17 protein-coding genes are annotated in these 17,422 nt (G+C 61.0%); 8 read left to right on the top strand and 9 right to left on the bottom strand.

The window, feature by feature from the left end; genetic code table 11:
- Window positions 1-77 precede the first annotated feature (77 nt).
- Complete coding sequence (locus tag Q1A07_RS11245) at window positions 78-557, bottom strand: VOC family protein (RefSeq protein ID WP_299780721.1); 480 nt, start codon at window positions 555-557, stop codon at window positions 78-80.
- A 194-nt stretch (window positions 558-751) separates the two neighbouring features.
- Here Q1A07_RS11245 and Q1A07_RS11250 point away from each other — a divergent pair, with 194 nt between their 5' ends.
- Window positions 752-1,294, top strand: coding sequence for a hypothetical protein (locus Q1A07_RS11250; RefSeq protein ID WP_299780723.1), 543 nt, complete (start codon window positions 752-754; stop codon window positions 1,292-1,294).
- Here Q1A07_RS11250 and trpS read toward each other — a convergent pair.
- The gene (gene trpS / locus Q1A07_RS11255) at window positions 1,291-2,307 is read right to left on the bottom strand and encodes a tryptophan--tRNA ligase (protein ID WP_299780724.1); all 1,017 of its coding nucleotides are present in this window, start codon (window positions 2,305-2,307) and stop codon (window positions 1,291-1,293) included. The two genes, Q1A07_RS11250 and trpS, sit on opposite strands and share 4 nt — an antisense overlap.
- Window positions 2,308-2,384: 77 nt before the next feature.
- On the opposite strand from trpS, the gene Q1A07_RS11260 reads away from it, so the two are divergent.
- The gene (locus Q1A07_RS11260) at window positions 2,385-3,071 is read left to right on the top strand and encodes a rhomboid family intramembrane serine protease (protein WP_299780726.1); all 687 of its coding nucleotides are present in this window, start codon (window positions 2,385-2,387) and stop codon (window positions 3,069-3,071) included.
- Here Q1A07_RS11260 and murJ read toward each other — a convergent pair whose 3' ends face one another.
- The 3 genes from murJ to Q1A07_RS11275 are packed head-to-tail and all read right to left on the bottom strand — an operon-like array spanning window position 3,072 to window position 8,590.
- Window positions 3,072-4,625, bottom strand: coding sequence for a murein biosynthesis integral membrane protein MurJ (gene murJ, locus Q1A07_RS11265; RefSeq protein ID WP_299780728.1), 1,554 nt, complete (start codon window positions 4,623-4,625; stop codon window positions 3,072-3,074).
- Window positions 4,622-7,399 (bottom strand): [protein-PII] uridylyltransferase, encoded by a 2,778-nt coding sequence (locus Q1A07_RS11270; protein ID WP_299780730.1) that lies wholly within the window; start codon window positions 7,397-7,399, stop codon window positions 4,622-4,624. The genes murJ and Q1A07_RS11270 overlap by 4 nt, the downstream gene beginning before the upstream one ends.
- Before the next feature lie 9 nt (window positions 7,400-7,408).
- Window positions 7,409-8,590 (bottom strand): penicillin-binding protein activator, encoded by a 1,182-nt coding sequence (locus Q1A07_RS11275; RefSeq protein WP_299781968.1) that lies wholly within the window; start codon window positions 8,588-8,590, stop codon window positions 7,409-7,411.
- An 84-nt stretch (window positions 8,591-8,674) separates the two neighbouring features.
- Between Q1A07_RS11275 and rsmI the strand changes: the two genes are divergently transcribed.
- The 3 genes from rsmI to gshB all read left to right on the top strand — a co-directional run bounded on the left by rsmI (window position 8,675) and on the right by gshB (window position 10,925).
- Window positions 8,675-9,532 carry a 16S rRNA (cytidine(1402)-2'-O)-methyltransferase gene (rsmI, locus tag Q1A07_RS11280; RefSeq protein WP_299780731.1) on the top strand — a complete coding sequence of 286 codons (858 nt, stop codon included), beginning with the start codon at window positions 8,675-8,677 and terminating at the stop codon, window positions 9,530-9,532.
- Window positions 9,533-9,536: 4 nt separating this feature from the next.
- Window positions 9,537-9,917, top strand: a complete 381-nt coding sequence (locus Q1A07_RS11285) for a YraN family protein (RefSeq protein WP_299780733.1) — start codon at window positions 9,537-9,539, stop codon at window positions 9,915-9,917.
- Between the two features lie 72 nt (window positions 9,918-9,989).
- Window positions 9,990-10,925 (top strand): glutathione synthase, encoded by a 936-nt coding sequence (gene gshB, locus Q1A07_RS11290; RefSeq protein WP_299780735.1) that lies wholly within the window; start codon window positions 9,990-9,992, stop codon window positions 10,923-10,925.
- Here gshB and Q1A07_RS11295 read toward each other — a convergent pair.
- The 4 genes from Q1A07_RS11295 to cobU form a co-directional block, all read right to left on the bottom strand.
- Window positions 10,922-12,436, bottom strand: coding sequence for a YifB family Mg chelatase-like AAA ATPase (locus Q1A07_RS11295; RefSeq protein WP_299780737.1), 1,515 nt, complete (start codon window positions 12,434-12,436; stop codon window positions 10,922-10,924). The two genes, gshB and Q1A07_RS11295, sit on opposite strands and share 4 nt — an antisense overlap.
- Before the next feature lie 77 nt (window positions 12,437-12,513).
- Entirely contained in the window at window positions 12,514-13,194 is a 681-nt protein-coding gene (locus Q1A07_RS11300; RefSeq protein ID WP_299780739.1) for a glutathione S-transferase, read from the bottom strand.
- Between the two features lie 60 nt (window positions 13,195-13,254).
- Window positions 13,255-13,836: a histidine phosphatase family protein gene (locus Q1A07_RS11305; protein ID WP_299780741.1), complete on the bottom strand. Its 582-nt coding sequence runs from the start codon at window positions 13,834-13,836 to the stop codon at window positions 13,255-13,257.
- Window positions 13,833-14,432, bottom strand: a complete 600-nt coding sequence (gene cobU / locus Q1A07_RS11310; RefSeq protein ID WP_366944086.1) for a bifunctional adenosylcobinamide kinase/adenosylcobinamide-phosphate guanylyltransferase — start codon at window positions 14,430-14,432, stop codon at window positions 13,833-13,835. The genes Q1A07_RS11305 and cobU overlap by 4 nt, the downstream gene beginning before the upstream one ends.
- Before the next feature lie 19 nt (window positions 14,433-14,451).
- On the opposite strand from cobU, the gene Q1A07_RS11315 reads away from it, so the two are divergent.
- The 3 genes from Q1A07_RS11315 to coaBC all read left to right on the top strand — a co-directional run bounded on the left by Q1A07_RS11315 (window position 14,452) and on the right by coaBC (window position 17,407).
- Entirely contained in the window at window positions 14,452-15,330 is an 879-nt protein-coding gene (locus Q1A07_RS11315) for an RNA polymerase factor sigma-32 (protein ID WP_195819608.1), read from the top strand.
- A gap of 71 nt (window positions 15,331-15,401) precedes the next feature.
- A complete protein-coding gene (locus Q1A07_RS11320) occupies window positions 15,402-16,142 on the top strand; it encodes a ChaN family lipoprotein (RefSeq protein ID WP_299780743.1) in 741 nt (246 codons plus the stop codon).
- A gap of 71 nt (window positions 16,143-16,213) precedes the next feature.
- The gene (gene coaBC / locus Q1A07_RS11325) at window positions 16,214-17,407 is read left to right on the top strand and encodes a bifunctional phosphopantothenoylcysteine decarboxylase/phosphopantothenate--cysteine ligase CoaBC (RefSeq protein WP_299781973.1); all 1,194 of its coding nucleotides are present in this window, start codon (window positions 16,214-16,216) and stop codon (window positions 17,405-17,407) included.
- Window positions 17,408-17,422: the final 15 nt, after the last annotated feature.

A 17,422-nucleotide genomic window follows, 5' to 3' on the forward strand; every position in this document is an offset into this window, starting at 1 on the left:
GTTGCTGTGAAAGTGGCGTAGCGGTGACCGATTGTCCATGCGGCCCAAAATCCGTTTCTTCAATTTTTGCCGGAAAGTCAGTCTGCCTCTGCGAGCAGGGCAGGCACGTCAAGCGGTACATTGACCATGGCAAGATCGCCTTGCGCATCCCGGGGCCAGTCTTCAGGCGCACGGTCCCGGTAGAGTTCTACGCCGTTGCCATCAGGATCGCGCAGATAGACGGCTTCGCTGACACCGTGATCCGCCGCACCATCGAGGTCCACGCCTGCGTCGACCACGCGCTTCAGGACATTGGCGAGGCTCTTGCGATCCGGGTACAGGAAAGCCGCGTGATAGAGACCTGTGTGGCCGTCCGGAGGTGGATTTGATGCCTTGCTGTGCCACGTGTTCAACCCGATGTGGTGATGGTAGCCCCCCGCGCCCAGAAAGGCGGCTGCCTCGCCATAGCGCTGAGTCACTTTAAACCCCAGAATATCCCGGTAAAACGCGATGGATCGCTCAAGATCGGCCACTTTCAGATGCACATGTCCGACGCAGGCTGCCTGTTGTTCTCTCATCTATCAGATCTCTCTTGGTTAGGTTCTGTCCTTGTCTACGAACCGCTGATTTCATACGCCAGCTGCGCATTTGCGCATCACCTGTGCGGAGCATCAGCAGATGCATCGGCAAGAATTCGCTAGTTGCGGGAGCCTGAATGAGACTCATTCTGCCACCTATGGTAGCATCCTATGGTTCGGGTGAGGATAACCGTATGAAACGCATCGAAGATTTCCTGATGTCAGGCCGTAATTACCTGCAGTCCGTTGGGCTCAAGCGGATGGCGTTGTTTTGCTTTTGTCTTACGTTGCTGCTCGTTGTCGCAATCCTCTGGACGGGTTTCTTCTTTGTGATCGGAGCAGGCTTGGTAGGTGCTGCGCTTGCGCACCGGGCAAACCAGCGCTGCAAGAAAGAGAACCCGGCGCTGACGATTGCCAAAGTGTTTGGTGTGCGGCGTTTTGTGTTCGATCTTTGGGTGAGCGGAGGTGCTTTTGCCGCTGCAGTTCTTATGTTTTTGCAAGGCATATACACGACAGAAGATCAGGTGGTTTTCAGCCTTATCTGCAAAAGTCTCGCAAACGGCTTGTTTGTTTTCAGTGCATCATACTTTGTGCTGAGCAGCCTGCGTATCGAGGATGCCAAAATCAAATTGAGCACCTGCTCTGCGGAACAGGCCATGCTCTGGCGCAAAGAAGCGTCAATTGTAAGCGCGACAAAAAGCAGGTCTTTGCTGCACGGTCTGTGGTCCGAAGCTTAACGCACCATGCCGACAATCTCGTAAGTCTTCTCAAGAATAGGCGCCGTGATGTCCCGCGCCTGTCTCGCGCCACGTTTCAGGATTTGGTCAATCTCTGACGGGTCGGCCATCAGCCGTGCCATCTCGCTTGAGATCGGGGAGAGCTTTGAGACGGCCAACTCTGCTAGCAGCGGCTTGAAGGCCCCGAATTGCTGGCCTCCGACATCCCGCAGCACCTCAGCCACCGATTGATCATTCAACGCGGCGTAGATGTTGACCAGATTGCGCGCCTCGGGCCGGTCGGCAAGCCCTTCAGCTTCTGAGGGTAGCGCATCCGGATCAGTCTTGGCCTTGCGAATCTTCTTTGCAATCGTGTCGGCGTCATCAGTCATATTGATCCGCGATGCATCTGACGGATCGGATTTGGACATCTTTTTGGACCCATCACGCAACGACATGACACGCGTGGCCGCCCCTTCGATCACCGGTTCGGTCAGCGGAAAGAAGTCAACGTCGTAGTCGTGGTTGAACTTCGCGGCGATGTCGCGGGTCAGTTCCAGATGCTGTTTCTGGTCCTCGCCAACGGGCACATGGGTCGCATGATAAATAAGAATGTCGGCCGCCATCAGCGCCGGGTAGCCAAAGAGGCCCAGCGAGGCGGCCTCGGCGTTCTTGCCAGCCTTATCCTTGAACTGGGTCATCCGTTTCATCCAGCCCATGCGCGCCACGCAGTTGAAAATCCACGCCAGCTGCGCGTGCTCGGGCACCTGGCTCTGGTTGATCAGGATGGATTTCTCCGGGCTGATACCACTTGCGATGAACCCAGCCGCAAGCTCGCGCGTGTTGCGGCGCAGGTCCGCCGGGTCCTGCCAGACCGTGATGGCGTGCAGATCAACCATGCAATAGATCGTCTCGAACGCCTCGTCCTGCATGCTGACAAACCGTTTGATCGCACCCAGGTAATTGCCCAGCGTCAGCCCGCCCGATGGCTGAATGCCGGAAAAGACACGCGGCGTAAAAGTCGGGGTGGTCATGGTGGGCTCCGTTCTCGCTGGAAAAGCAGTTTGAGGTGCCTTACCCATGGGTCAGAGCAGCGTCAAGGAATGAGCCCATGCACGACCACAAAGAAGCCTCCCCGGTCAATCCCTTGCCGCCCGTGGTCGTGATCCTGTTTCTGGCCATTGCCTTACCGGAGGTTGCGTTCAGCCTTGGCGCGCGTGGTCTGATCGGGGGTGCCGAGGCTGTGGGCTGGCGGTTGGCGGCTGTAGAGACTTACGCATTTTCGGGCGATATCTTTGACTGGATGGTCACCAATGGCCGCTGGTTGCCAGAGCACCTGCAACGGTTCTTGACCTATTCCTTTGTCCATTCCGGCTTTACCTCGACGCTTTTCGCCGGTGTGCTGCTGCTGGCGCTTGGCAAGCTTGTGGGCGAGACGATGGGGCAACTGGCCGTGCTGGTTCTGTTCTTCGGCGGCGCGATCTTCGGCGCGCTGGTCTACGCTCTGCTGCTCAACGATCCCAACTGGCTGATCGGGGGCTTTCCGGCGGTATATGGCCTCATCGGTGGCTATTCCTTCGTGATGTGGCAGAGCCTTGCGGCGAAGGGAGAGGAACAGCTGCGCGCCTTCAGCCTGATCGCGATGCTGATGGGGCTGCAACTGATCTGGGGCGTCTTTTTTGATGTGGGCAATGGCTGGGTTGCCGACCTTGCCGCCTTCTTCTTCGGGTTCGGGGCCTCGGCTGCGCTGGTGCCCGGTGGGATCACGCGGGTTCTGGCAGCGTTGCGCCGCGACTGATCAAGTGCCGCTGCGAGACCGACCAAGTGCCTGACGGATTTCACCAATTCTGATCGCGCCGATCAGATGTGCAGTGCCGAAATAGCTGATCATGCCAATCCCGATCAGCACCATCAACGCCAATGCTCGCCACCAAGGGATGCCGAGGAACGGGCTCAGGGTCACGTTGCTGAACCACAGAGCCGCCCCCATGACCGCCGAGGCGACAACCATGCGCCAGATGCGACTGCGAAAACGGGTGTCGAATTGCGCCACATCGCCGTAGCTTTTTGCACCGACGCGCAGAAGGGCCACCATCACCCAGGCGGCAACGGTTGTCGCAATGGCGGGCGCAATCCAGCCCACCACGGGGGCCAGCCCAATGGCCAGCAGCGCATTCACGACCATCGACACAACCGCGTAGTAAAAGGGCCGCCGGGTGTCCTCGCGCGCGAAAAACAGGGGCTGCAGGATCTTCTGCAGAACAAAGGCGGGCAGCCCGAGTCCGTAGATTGCCACAGCCACGGCGATGGCGGCGGTATCGTCCACGGTTGCGGCGCCCCGTTCAAAGAGGACGGAGACCAGCGGGAAGGGAATGATCATCAACGCGACCGCTGCCGGGATCGTCAGCGCCAGCGAAATTTCCGCTGCCCGGCTGAGCGCGGATTTCGCGCCGGTGTCATCGCGGGCCTGCAGACGGCGCGACAAGTCCGGCAACAGCACAACCCCCACGGCAATGCCCACCACGCCAAGCGGGAGCTGATAGAGCCTGTCCGCCGCGAAAAGCCACCCCACGGCCTTGTCAAAATAGCTGGCGACCTGTTGGCCGACCAGCAGATTGACCTGCACCACGCCCCCCGCCAGAGCCGCCGGGATGGCAACCCGGATCAACCGGCGCATGGCCGGGGTCAGGCGCGGCCATTGCAGTCTTACGGCAAAGCCCGCCTTGCGCACCGCTCGCCACAGCAGCATGAATTGCGCAACACCGGCGACCGGAATGGCCCAGATCAGTGCCCGCGCCACATCGCCGCCCAGCCATGCAGCCCCGGCCATCGCACTGATCAGGAATATATTGAGCAGGACGGGGGCCGCTGCAGCCGCCGCAAACCGACCGGAGGCATTCAACATGCCCGACAGAAGGGCGGCAAGCGAGATGAACAGGACGTAAGGAAAGGCGATCCGTCCGAATTCGACCGACAGGCCAAACTGCTCCTGCCCCGCAAACCCCGAGGCCAGCGCGTAGATCAGCCAGGGCATCGCGGCCATCGCCACCAGCGTCAGACCGATCAGAACCGTGGCCAGTCCTGCAAAGGCGTCAGAGGCAAAGCCATTCGGATCGTCCCCGCCTTCCAGCCGTTTGGAAAACATCGGCACGAAAGCCATGTTGAATGCCCCTTCGGCAAAGAAGCGGCGGAACATATTGGGCAGACGGAAGGCAACGACATAGGCCTGATAGAGCGGGCCGGTGCCGAGCAGGGCAAGGATCATCGCATCCCGGACAAAGCCGAGGATGCGGCTCATCAATGTCCAGCCGCCGACGGTGAACAGGCCCGAGATCAGGCGGATGGGCTTCACTCGCGGGCCCTTTCAACGCCATCATCAATGGCCTGACGCAGCTTTTTCTCCAGCGTGCGCTGTTTGCTGGTCGCGTAATACTTCAGCCCGAACATATCCTTGACATAGAAGGTATCGACCACCTGTTCGCCGTAGGTCGCGATCACGGCATTGGCGATGTAGACATTGGCGGTGGCCAGCGTCCGCGCCAGATCATAGAGAAGACCGGGGCGGTCCCGCGTGTCGACTTCGATGATCGTGTAGATTTCCGAGCCTTCATTGTCGAAGGTGATATGGGTCGGCACCTTGAAAGCGCGTTCGCGTTTCTTGACCTTGTCGCGGGATTTCAGCGCATCGCGCGCGACAACCTCGCCACGCAGGGTCTTTTCGATCATCTGGCGCAGGCGGGGCAGGCGGGCAGCGTCATAGGGATTCCCGTCGGCGTCCTGGATCCAATAGGCGTCGGTCACCATCCCGTCCTTGGTGGTGTAGCTGCGCGCATCGACCACATTCGCCCCCACCAGAGCCAAGGCCCCGGCAAGGCGGGCAAAAATGCCCGGATGATCCGCCATCACGAAACAGGCGCGGGTGGCGTCGCGATCTTCGTCCGGGTGCAGGTCAATCAGAATCTCGCCGTCTTTCACATCGCGCAGCATCTTGGCAAAGACCACATGGGCGGTGACATGCAACGCCTGCCAGTAGGGGTCGTAGTGGCGCGCGGTTTCGGCCTGCAGTTCCTTGCGGGGCCAGTCGCTGAGCGCCTCGCGCAGGGCGCGTTTCGCCTCTGTACCGCGGTTTTCGCGGTTGAGGTCCTCAAGGCCGGTCTCCAGCGCACGTTGCGTCTGGCGGTAAAGGGCGCGGATCAGCACGGCTTTCCAGTTGTTCCAGGTATTCGGCCCCACGCCACGGATGTCGCAGACCGTCAGCACACAGAGCAGATCGAGCCGTTTCACGGTCTGCACCGCCTTGGCAAAGTCGCGCACCGTACGCGGATCGGCAATATCGCGTTTCTGCGCCATGTCGGACATCAGCAGGTGATAGCGCACCAGCCACTCTACCGTGTCGGTGTCGGCCTTGTTCAGGCCAAGGCGCGGGGCGATCTTGCGGGCCATTTGGGCGCCGAGAATGGAATGGTCCTCGGACCGCCCCTTGCCGATGTCATGGATCAGCAGCGCGGTGTAAAGCACCTTGCGATCCACGCCGCGTTTGAGGATCGAGGAGGCGACCGGCAGGTCTTCTTCCAGCTCACCCCGTTCGATCTGCGCCAGGTTCTTGATGCATTGGATGATGTGCTCATCCACGGTGTAGCTGTGATACATGTTGAATTGCATCATCGCTACGATGGGCTCAAACTCCGGCACAAAGGCCGAGAGCACGCCCAATTCGTTCATCCGTCTGAGCGCGCGTTCCGGGTTGCCGTGTTTCAACAGCAGATCAAAGAAAATCCGCCGTGCTTCGGGGGCGGTCCGCACCTCATCGTCGATCAGATGCAGGTTGGATTTGATAAGCCGCATGGCATCCGGGTGGATCAGCATGCCGGTGCGCAGCGCTTCCTCGAAGAGGCGCAGCAGGTTCAGCTTGTCGGAGAGAAAGACAGTGTCATCTTTGATCGCGATGCGGTTGTTGACCACCATGTAATTGGCTTTGACCCGGGGGCGTCGCCTGAAAATCCGCTCCAGAATGGGTTCCGCCTTGACGTGGTCGGCTTCCAGTTTGGTCAGGAAGATGCGGGTCAGATCACCCACTTCCGTGGCATGCAGGAAGTAATGCTGCATGAACACCTCGACCGCGCGACGGCCCCTAGTGTCCTCATATCCCATCGCATCGGCAACCTGCACCTGCATGTCAAAGGTCAGCTGTTCAGAGGCACGTTTCGACAACAGGTGCAGATGACCCCGCACCGCCCAGAGGAAATCCTCCGCAGCCGCAAAACCGCGCAATTCGTCTTCGGTGAAGACGCCGAGGTTCACCAGATCAGCGACGTCCCGCACGTTATGCACGTATTTCGCGATCCAGTAGAGCGATTGCAGATCGCGTAACCCGCCCTTGCCCTCTTTCACATTGGGCTCGACCACGTAGCGTTGCCCTTGCTTGATGTGACGGCTTTCGCGTTCGGCCAGCTTGGCCTCGATGAATTCACGTTCGGACCCGGCAAAGAGGTCCGTGCGCAGCCGTTGCGCCAGCGTTTCCGCCAGCGCCCGATCACCTGCCAGATAACGTTGTTCCAACATCGCGGTGCGGATGGTGAAATCGTCGGCTCCCAGACGCAGGCATTCTTTGACCGTCCGGCTGGCATGGCCGACCTTCAGTTTCAGATCCCACAGGATGTAGAGCATGGATTCGATCACGCTCTCCGCCCAGGCGGTGATCTTGTAGGGTGTCAGGAACAGCAGATCGACGTCCGAAAAGGGCGCCATTTCTCCGCGCCCATACCCGCCGACTGCAATCACCGCGAGGTGTTCGCTGGCCGTCGGATTGGGTTTGGGGTGCAGGACCTCGCGCGCCACGTAGAGCGCGGATGTCACCAGTTGGTCGGTGAGGTAGGTATAGGCCCGCGTCATCGGACGGGCGTCAAAGGGGTGTTCGGCAAAGGCCGCTGCGATGCGCGCGCGCGCCTCTTTCTGACGGCCGCGCAACAGGTTCACGGCGACGGTTCGGATATCGCCGGGGGTGGTTTGGCCGGCAAGCGCCGACGTCAGCTCCTCATTGAAAGAGGCCTTGTCAAAGATCAGGTCTGGAGCACAGATCAATCCCTCCACCAAAGGGGCATCGACCTGCTGAACTGGAAGGGACATGAGCCTGCCTTAGAAACCTGCGCCGCCGAAAGACTGCGGGGCGGGGCTGAGAATGGTCACCTGGGCATCGGTAATCGTGGCCACCGCAAGGCCGCGCTCATTGGTGCCGTCTGCACGCAGCCTGAAGATACCGCTGGCGCCCCGGAAGCCGGCGCCCTGTGTCAGGGCTGCCCCGGTGAGCGCATCAGCGTTGCCCTGGCTCACCAGCGCACCAATGGCGGCAATCCCGTCAAAGGCCAATCCGCCGATGGGATGCGGAACACCACCATAGGCCCCTTGATACTGCGCGCTGAAGGTTGCTGAGGCTGCAGGATCGGGTACCGCAAACCAGCCACCCTGCACCCCGGGCAGACTGAGCGTCTGGGCGGGAATATCCCAGCGGGTCAATCCGATGAACTGCGACGTCTCCGACGTCACACCGGCCTCGGGCAGGAGTTGGGAGAGCAGCGGCAGCGCGCTGGCCGTGTCAGTGGTCATGAAGATGGCATCCGCCGCGTTCCCTTCCACGGCGGATTTAATCTGCGGAATGGCTGCGATCACGTCCTGTTGTGACAGAGCGTAGCCGACCGTGCCGACGACAGACGCGCCCTGTGCCGTCACTGCGCTGGAAATGGCATCCCGGCCCTGGTTGCCAGCAGAATCCTGCCCATGCACGACGACGAACCGTTGCTTGCCCTGGGACCGCGCATAACCAACCATACGGTTGGCGGTGTTCTGAAAGGTTGGCCCAAGCACGAAAACATTGCCGCCCGCAATGGCAGCGTTGTTCGAAAACGAGAGTACGGCGACATTGTCACCTGCAACCGCGTTCCCCACGGCATTGGCGGACGCTGCATAGACCGGCCCGAGGATGATTTTTGCGCCGTCATCAACCGCTTGCTGTGCCCGCGCGGCGGCTGTTCCTGCATCTCCTGCCGTCTGATACACTCGCAAATCGATCGTTGCACCGTTGAGGTCCCGCATGGCGAGACGCGCTGCGTTTTCAAGGCTTTGTGACAGCAATTCGTCCGTTGTAAGGCCTGAGCCGCCAGGCACCAGCAGGGCAACCGGCACCGCGTCGCCGGTGTTGATGCTGGGCCCGCCACCAAAGCCGCCGCCCGGAATGGTGTCACAGGCCGCGAGTGCCAAAGCGACAAAGGGCAGGGCAATCAGCTGCACGACCTTGCGGGCGGATGGGAAAACGGCAAACATATGCGGATACTCCAGCAATCAGAATTCAGGCGCTCGGAAGCGCGGTTGCGGCAATCATAGACGTCAGGAAAGGCGGGTCCAGCGTTGAATTACCAAAAGGTGCCTTTGCGCGCGGGCCTGTATTTCGTGGGTGTGCCGATTGGAACGGCGCGCGATATCACCCTGCGGGCGCTGGATGTTCTGGCATCGGCGGATGTTTTGGCGGCCGAAGATACCCGCAGTCTTCGCCGCCTGATGGATATTCATGGTATTCCGCTGGAGAGCAGGCCGCTGGTGGCGCTGCACGATCACAGCAAGGATGGTGTGACGCAGCGCTTGCTGAGCGCCGTGGCGGAGGGCCAATCTGTTGCCTATGCATCCGAGGCGGGGATGCCGCTCATCGCGGACCCAGGCTTCGAATTGAGCCGGGCCGCGGGAGAGGCGGGGGTGATGCAGACCTGCGCACCCGGGCCTTCGGCGATCCTCACGGCGCTGGTTCTGGCGGGGCTGCCCACGGATGCATTCCATTTTTCCGGGTTTCTGCCCAACGCCAAGGCGGCGCGACGGGGGGCATTGGATGCGTTGAGAGAGGTGCCCGGCACATTGGTCTTTTACGAATCCGCCAAGCGACTGGCCGCGATGCTCTCCGATGCGCGTGATACCCTGGGGGCTGAGCGGCAGGCCGCGGTGTGCCGCGAGTTGACCAAGAAGTTCGAAGAGGTGCGGCGCGGAACCCTCGCGGAGCTGGCCGATGCCTACGCGGGGACAAGCGTCAAGGGCGAGATTGTCGTGCTGATCGACCGGAACCGTTCAGAAACTGTTAGCCAAGATGGCCTAGAAGAAGATCTGAGCCGGGCCTTGCAGTCCATGTCCATGCGGGACGCGGTGGATATGGTGGCCAAGGCGCATGATGTTCCGCGCCGGCAGGTCTACCAGATGGCACTGTCGCTTTCGAAAGGGTGACGACATGTTTTCTCCCACGCAGCGTGCCTCTCGGGGCGAGATGGCGCATCACGCGGGCGCCGCCGCCGAAAGTGCCGTGGCGCGTCACTATGAAGCGCTGGGGTTCCGGGTGGCCGAAAAACGATGGCGCGGCGCGGGCGGTGAAATCGACCTGATCGTGGAAGACCCCGATCAGGTGATCTTTGTTGAAGTGAAACAAAGCCGCAGTTTCGAGGCGGCTGCCCTTCGGATCACGCAACGGCAGCGCGCGCGTATATTTGCCTCGGCTGCGGAATATCTGGGCACGCTGCCCATGGGATCGCTGACGGAGGCCCGTTTTGACGCCGCACTTGTGAACGGCATGGGTGAAGTGCAAATCCTTGAAAACGCCTTTGGCGAGAGTTGATCTTCTGCCTGCATAGGCATTGAACCTTTCCTGCGGCTGGGTCATTTAAAGGCGAGCAATGCAGGAGCCGCCATGAAGATCGCCTTTCAGATGGACCCGATCGGGGACGTGGACATCAACGCCGACAGCTCCTTTCGGCTTGCCGAAGAGGCCCAGGCGCGCGGGCACGAGTTGTTCTTCTATTCGCCCGACCATCTTGCCTATCAGGAAGGACGCATCACGGCGCGCGGCCATGATCTGCGGGTGCAGCGGGTGCAGGGAGAGCACGCGCAACTGGGGCATGCCCGCGAGGTTGATCTGGCGGGTTTCGACGTGATCTGGCTGCGCCAGGACCCGCCCTTTGACATGCATTACATCACCTCCACCCATTTGCTGGACCGGCTAACGCCAGAAGTTCTGGTGGTCAATGATCCGTTCTGGGTGCGGAACTATCCGGAAAAACTGCTGGTGCTCGACTTCCCCGACCTGACGCCGCCGACAAGCATCGCGCGCGATCTGACGACGATCAAGGCCTTCAAGGAAAAGCACGGCGATATCATCCTCAAGCCGCTCTATGGCAACGGCGGGGCGGGTGTTTTCCGCCTGGATGCGAACGACCGTAACCTGTCATCGCTCTATGAGCTGTTCACCGGGTTCTCGCGCGAGCCGCTGATCGTGCAGAAATTCCTGCCGGCGGTGTCGAAGGGCGACAAACGGGTGATCCTCGTGGACGGTGAGCCGGTCGGTGCCATCAACCGGGTGCCTGCAGCGGGGGAGACCCGCTCCAACATGCATGTCGGCGGGCGGCCTGAAAAGATCGGGCTGACGGCGCGGGATCAGGAGATCTGCGCGGCCATCGGGCCGTTGCTGAAAGAAAAGGGTCAGATATTTGTCGGGATCGATGTCATCGGGGATTATCTGACCGAGATTAACGTCACCTCACCCACCGGCATCCAGGAGTTGGAGCGATTTGATGGTGTTAACATTGCCGCAAAGATTTGGGATGCCATCGAGGCGCGTCGGGCCTAGGCGTCGGCCGGACTCACGAGCCGGAAGCTGATGGCTTCTGCGATATGCGGGCGTTGCACGGTGTCGGCTCCTTCCAGGTCGGCGATGGTACGCGCGACACGCATGACCCGATGGTATCCGCGCGCCGATAGCTTAAACCTTTCTGCCGCACGCAACAGCAAGTCACGGCCCTCCGCATCGGGTGTTGCGATTTCCTCCAAAGCCTCGCCTGCGGCATCGGCATTTGAGCGCATGTCCGGCCTGTCGCCAAACCGGGCCTGTTGCACCACCTGAGCCGCTGCGACCCGTGCGGCGACGGTGCTGGACTTTTCGCCATTGGCGGGCAGGTCCAGATCCGTATAGGCGACAGGTGGCACATCGATCCGCAGATCGAACCGGTCCATTAACGGCCCGGAAATGCGCCCAAGATAATCTTCTCCGCACTGCGGGACACGGGCGCAGGCGCGTTCCGGGTCAGAGAGGTAGCCGCATTTGCAAGGGTTCGCCGCTGCCACCAGCATGAACCGGCAGGGATACCTGACATGTGCATTGGCGCGGGAGATCATGACCTCACCGGTCTCAATCGGCTGGCGTAGTGTTTCGAGGACGTTTCGCTGGTATTCGGGAAATTCATCCATGAAGAGCACCCCGTTGTGGGCGAGCGACACCTCACCCGGCTTCGCCAGGCGTCCGCCGCCGATGATCGCCGCCATGGACGACGTGTGATGCGGATCGCGAAAGGGGCGGTCGCGGGTGATGCCGCCTTCGTCCAGCAGCCCGGCAACAGAATGGATCATCGAGGTTTCCAGCGCCTCCAGCGCTGTCATCGGGGGCAGGATGCCCGGCAGGCGTTGCGCCAACATGGATTTGCCGGACCCCGGTGTGCCGATGAAGATCAGGTGGTGGCACCCGGCGGCGGCAATTTCCAACGCGCGTTTGGCGCGCTCCTGCCCTTTGACTTCCGACAGGTCTTTGGTCAACGCAGAAGCTGCGACTTCCCCCGGTTTAGCTTGCGCAATCGGCACCTGTCCGGTGAAATGACGCACCACATCGCCGAGTGACTTTGCAGCAATTACCCTGGCGTCGCTGACCCATGCGGCCTCTTTTCCGCACTCTTCGGGACAAAGCAGGCCGAACCCTTCGGCGGCGGCCGTCATGGCGGCGGGCAATGCACCAGTGACGGGCACGATCTTGCCGTCCAGCGATAATTCCCCCAAGGCCACGACGGATTGCGTGATGTCGCGCGGGATGATCTCAAGTGCTGCGAGCAGCGAGACAGCAATCGGCAGGTCGAAATGGCTGCCTTCTTTCGGCAAATCTGCCGGGCTGAGGTTGATGGTGACCTTTTTGGACGGAAAGGCGATGGCCATGCAGGAGAGAGCGGCGCGCACGCGCTCTTTGGCTTCGGAAACGGCCTTGTCGGGCAGGCCGACGATGCTGAACCCCGGCAAACCGGGTGCGAGCGAACATTGCACTTCGACAAGGCAGGCTTCTACCCCGCGAAATGCAACCGAATGTGCCACCGAGACCAAAACACCCCTCCATTCCGACGTGGTTAATCGGTACGTGACGGGTGTTTACGAAAGGTTAATGGGTGTGGCTGGTCCGGTTACGCGGGCCAGTCCGCCAAAGGCACACCCATTGGGTAGGGAAACGGATTGTATCTGGTCTTCAACCCGTCGGCGCGCCAGGTCTTGAAGGCAGGATCGTCGATCACTTTCATGCAATAGGCGCGGCTGGCCTGGGAGACCGGCAGGTCATAGCCAATGATCCGCGCGGCAACGGGGGCGTAGAATACATCCGCGAGGCAATAGTTGCCCATCAGCCATCCGTCTTGCGCCCCTGAGAGCGCACGGGCAGAGGACCAGATATCCTCAAGGCGGTCCAGATCGGCCATCACGGCGTCTAAGGCTTCAAAGCCTTTGTTGACATGCTGCAGCTGCATTGGACAGGCGTCACGCAGGGCCGCAAAGCCCGATGCCATCTCCGCGCTGATCCAGCGCGCGCGGGCCCGCAGATGCGCCTCAGCTGGCCAGAATCCGGCCTCCGGGTGCCGCTCCGCCAGCGTTTCGGCCATCGCGAGTGTCTCGCCGATGATATCGCCATCCGGCGTCTGGAGCACCGGCACCAGCCGCGCCGGTGACAGCGGCGCAAGGTCCGACGCCATCGTGCCGCTGTAAAGCCCTACCAGATGGGTCCGGTAAGGCAGGCCAAATTTTTCCATCATCAACCAACCCCTGAGGGACCAGCTGGAGAAGGTGCGATCGCCGATGTACAAGTCATACGTCATGGTGATGACGTTATCTGTTCGGCAGTGCCAGGATCAAACGAACTCTTGTGACGCGTCGGATCACGGACAGTGATTGATCTGGCTTACCGTCGGCGTTCCGCCTGACCAGACGATGCGCGTGCAGGAAAGGTTGTCGATCTCATGGGACAGCGCCTTGTAGGGCGTGACCCCCAGACCGCGTTGCACCTGCGTGAGGATCACGCCGATATGAGCCACTGCGATGATCTCCGCAGCGGGATGGGCGGCGTTGAGTGCGTCCACACGGGCGTTCACGCGGGCCGCCGCCATGTTCCAGCTCTCGCCTTCCGGCGGCTTCACGTCGCCGGGCGTTTCCCAATAGGCGCGGCTGAGCGCCGGGTGCTCTTCTGCCACCTGGCTGAAATGCATCCCGTCCCACAGGCCGAAGTTGAACTCCCGCAACTCGGGCTCGCTGGGCAGCCGATGGTGTGACGGTCGCTGAACTGCGTCCGCTGTTGCAGAGGCGCGGATCAGATCGGATGAAACCAACAGCGCCTCCTCTGGCAGGTGGTTTTGCAACCGACTGATGCGCGCCCTGTCCGACAGGTCGGCGGGCACATCACGCCACCCGACAAACGCTTTTTCATGTGTCGGTCCGTGTCGCACCCAATGCCAGACCGTCATGGCAGTTGCCCTTTCAATACCGTGGGCAGGCCAGCCGTCACAAAGACCACCAGATCAGCTTGCGCAGCGAGCGCGATGTTCAACCTGCCCTGAGCCTCGCGAAACCGCCGGGCGAGCGCGTTGTCTGGGACAATTCCGTGACCCACCTCGTTGGAAACAACCACGCAGGGCGCATCACAGGACGTGAGGTCCGACAGCAATCGCCTCTGTGCGGCATCGATGTCATTTTCATCCAGCATGTGATTGCTCAACCACATCGTCACACAGTCGATAAGCACGCCCTGACCCGATTCCAGCTCCCTCAGAACGGGCCCGAGTTCTAATTGTGCCTCAAAATTCACCCACCGGTCACTTCTGCGCGATTTATGGACCTCGACGCGCACTTTTATTTCGTCATCAAAGATGCGCGAGGTGGCAAGGTAAACAGGAGCTAAATGACTGCTTAACAAAAGGTTTTCGGCCCAAAGCGATTTTCCGGACGCGGCGCCACCTAGCACGAAGGTCAATTTTGGCAACATTTTATCAACCTTTGCGGTGAACCAATCGGGTGTATGGTGCGTATCTATATCAACTGTGCACGGCAAGGTGTGCTTCATCTGACTGGGAGATGTCGCTATGGCTTTGGATACTGCAAGAGATATGTCACTGTCTCGAACAGCGATGAAGGCGGAACTTTTGGACGCGGAGACGGAGTTGCGTCTCGCCTATGCCTGGCGCGATGAGCGATGTGAGAAATCTCTGCACCGGTTGATTACAGCCTACATGCGGCTCGCCATTTCTATGGCGTCCAAGTTCAAACGCTATGGCGCGCCCATGAACGACCTGATTCAGGAAGCAGGTCTGGGGCTGATGAAAGCGGCTGATAAGTTCGACCCCGACAGAGGCGTGCGCTTTTCTACTTACGCGGTGTGGTGGATCAAGGCGTCCATTCAGGACTATGTGATGCGCAACTGGTCGATGGTGCGGACGGGGTCGACCTCTTCGCAGAAATCGTTGTTTTTCAACATGCGCCGTGTCCAGGCGAGGCTGGAGCGTGAGAGCGCTGCGGCGGGCGAAGTGCTGGATCGGCACCAGCTGCGCCAGATGATCTCGACTGAGATTGGCGTGCCATTGCACGACGTGGAGATGATGGAGGGGCGTCTTTCGGGCTCGGATTATTCGCTGAACGCTACCCAGTCGACCGAGGACGAGGGGCGTGAATGGATTGACGCGCTGGAAGATGACAGCACGCAGGCTGCCGAAACGGTCGAGCATCAGCATGACACCGAACAGCTGCGCGAATGGCTCTTGCAAGCCATGGGAGATCTCAATGACCGGGAGCGGTTCATCGTGCGGGAACGCAAGCTGCGTGACCAGCCCCGTACGCTCGAAAGCCTCGGTCAGGAGTTGAGCCTCAGCAAAGAGCGTGTCCGCCAGTTGGAGGCTGCGGCCTTCGGAAAAATGCGCAAGTCGCTTGAAAACCAGTCACGCGAAGTGCATCACTTCTTGATGTGATCTGGCGAAAATTCTCAAAAATTATACTCTCGGGGGCGGTCGGTTTGGCCGCTCCTTTCGCGTATGCAGACGTGGTACCACCCCCGGCAGCAGAGGTCGCCGACGTTGTGTTCATCGGGGAACAGCATGACAACCCGGCCCATCATGCGTTGCAGGCCGCGTGGGTCGGAGCGCTTGCCCCCAAAGCGTTGGTTTTCGAAATGCTCACGCCCGCGCAGGCGGCTTTGGTCACCGATGACAATCGCACCTCTGAAGACACCCTGAACCGTGCGTTGCAATGGGAGGAGAGCGGCTGGCCTGACTTCGCGATGTATTTTCCGATCTTTGGTGCCGCGCCTGAGGCTGCGATTTACGGTGCGGGGGTTCCACGCGATCAGGTGCGTGGCCTGATGCAGCAGGAGGTGACGCAGGTGTTCGGCGCAGCGGACGCGGCACGGTTTGGACTTGATCGACCGCTTGAGGCGGATCAGCAGGTGCGTCGGGAAACCCTGCAGGCAGAGGCGCATTGCGATGCGTTGCCCGAGAACCTATTGCCAATGATGGTGTCTGTGCAGCGGGTGCGGGATGCGGCGCTGGCGCGGGCCGCACTCGGGGCTTATGAGCGCGCGGGCGGACCTGTCGTCGTCATCACCGGCAACGGGCATGCACGCGCGGATTGGGGGGCGCCGGTCTACCTGCGTCATGCCGCACCCGATCTTGCGGTGTTTTCTCTGGCCCAGGGTGAGGAGGGTTCGGTCCCGCCAGGTCAATTCGACGCAACGGCGGATGGCCCGGGCGTGGATCGGGGCGACCCCTGCGATGCCTTTAACTGATCTGCAGGGGCTGGCGGTCGCGTCATACGCGGCATATGGTCGGAAAGAATTCCACCCGGAAAGGGCGCATCATGCTGGCCGGAAAACACATTCTTCTGATCATTGGCGGCGGCATAGCGGCTTTCAAATCGCTGGACCTGATCCGCAGGCTGCGTGAGCGAGGGGCGTCAGTCACCCCCGTGCTGACCAAGGCGGGGGAAGAATTTGTCACGCCACTCTCTGTTTCTGCGCTGGCGGGGCAGAAGGTTTACCGCGATCTCTTCGATCTGACGGACGAAGCGGAGATGGGGCATATCCAGCTCAGCCGGGTTGCTGATCTGGTGGTCGTGGCTCCGGCAACCGCTGACCTCATGGCCAAGATGGCCGGTGGCCTGGCAAATGATCTGGCTAGCACGGTGCTACTGGCCACCGACACGCCGGTGCTTGTGGCGCCTGCGATGAACGTACGCATGTGGCAGCATCCTGCCACCCAGCGTAACCTGACGACCCTGTTGCAGGACGGTGTGTCCGTTGTCGGGCCCAATGACGGCGACATGGCCTGTGGTGAGTTTGGCCCCGGACGTATGGCAGAGCCGCTGGAGATCGTGGCGGCGATAGAGGCACGTGTCGCGAATGGCCCGCTGTCGGGCAAGAGGCTGATCGTGACATCCGGCCCGACGCATGAGCCGATTGACCCGGTGCGCTATATCGCCAACCGCTCCTCCGGCGCACAGGGGACGGCGATTGCCCGCGCGCTTGCGGCGCAGGGCGCTGAGGTGGTTTTCGTGACCGGACCGGCGGATGTGCAGCCACCGGGCGGCGTGGAGGTCATCCGTGTGCAGACGGCAAGGGAAATGCAGGCCGCCGTGGAAGCCGCTCTGCCTGCGGATGCGGCAGTTTTTGCGGCCGCCGTGGCGGATTGGCGGGTGGATGGGGCCAGCACCCGCAAGCTGAAGAAAAGCAAGGACGGCTTGCCGCGCCTTGAGTTTGCAGAGAACCCGGACATTCTGCGGCAGGTGGCCCAGATGAAGAAAGGGCGTCCCGGATTGGTCATCGGCTTTGCCGCCGAGACAGATGACGTGGTGGAGAATGCGACAGCCAAACGAGCGCGCAAGGGCTGCGACTGGATCGTGGCCAATGACGTCTCTGAGGCCAGCGGCGTGATGGGGGGGGCGGAGAATACCGTTGTGATCATCGATGACAGTGGCACGGAGAGCTGGCCCACCTTGAGTAAATCTGACGTCGCGCGCCGTCTGGCAGAGCGCATTGCGGCGGCGTTGGGCTGAGTTCGTGACGGAAGC

This window comes from uncultured Roseobacter sp., from assembly GCF_947492555.1.
Taxonomy (GTDB): Bacteria; Pseudomonadota; Alphaproteobacteria; order Rhodobacterales; family Rhodobacteraceae; genus Roseobacter.

What these genes read in the sequence shown, in the direction of transcription:
- Q1A07_RS11245 (WP_299780721.1), bottom strand. Translation starts at nt 557, where the DNA reads ATGAGAGAACAACAGGCAGCCTGCGTCGGACATGTGCATCTGAAAGTG.
- Q1A07_RS11250 (WP_299780723.1), top strand. Translation starts at nt 752, where the DNA reads ATGAAACGCATCGAAGATTTCCTGATGTCAGGCCGTAATTACCTGCAG.
- trpS (WP_299780724.1), bottom strand. Translation starts at nt 2,307, where the DNA reads ATGACCACCCCGACTTTTACGCCGCGTGTCTTTTCCGGCATTCAGCCA.
- Q1A07_RS11260 (WP_299780726.1), top strand. Translation starts at nt 2,385, where the DNA reads ATGCACGACCACAAAGAAGCCTCCCCGGTCAATCCCTTGCCGCCCGTG.
- Q1A07_RS11270 (WP_299780730.1), bottom strand. Translation starts at nt 7,399, where the DNA reads ATGTCCCTTCCAGTTCAGCAGGTCGATGCCCCTTTGGTGGAGGGATTG.
- Q1A07_RS11275 (WP_299781968.1), bottom strand. Translation starts at nt 8,590, where the DNA reads ATGTTTGCCGTTTTCCCATCCGCCCGCAAGGTCGTGCAGCTGATTGCC.
- Q1A07_RS11285 (WP_299780733.1), top strand. Translation starts at nt 9,537, where the DNA reads ATGTTTTCTCCCACGCAGCGTGCCTCTCGGGGCGAGATGGCGCATCAC.
- gshB (WP_299780735.1), top strand. Translation starts at nt 9,990, where the DNA reads ATGAAGATCGCCTTTCAGATGGACCCGATCGGGGACGTGGACATCAAC.
- Q1A07_RS11300 (WP_299780739.1), bottom strand. Translation starts at nt 13,194, where the DNA reads ATGACGTATGACTTGTACATCGGCGATCGCACCTTCTCCAGCTGGTCC.
- Q1A07_RS11305 (WP_299780741.1), bottom strand. Translation starts at nt 13,836, where the DNA reads ATGACGGTCTGGCATTGGGTGCGACACGGACCGACACATGAAAAAGCG.
- cobU (WP_366944086.1), bottom strand. Translation starts at nt 14,432, where the DNA reads ATGAAGCACACCTTGCCGTGCACAGTTGATATAGATACGCACCATACA.
- Q1A07_RS11315 (WP_195819608.1), top strand. Translation starts at nt 14,452, where the DNA reads ATGGCTTTGGATACTGCAAGAGATATGTCACTGTCTCGAACAGCGATG.
- coaBC (WP_299781973.1), top strand. Translation starts at nt 16,214, where the DNA reads ATGCTGGCCGGAAAACACATTCTTCTGATCATTGGCGGCGGCATAGCG.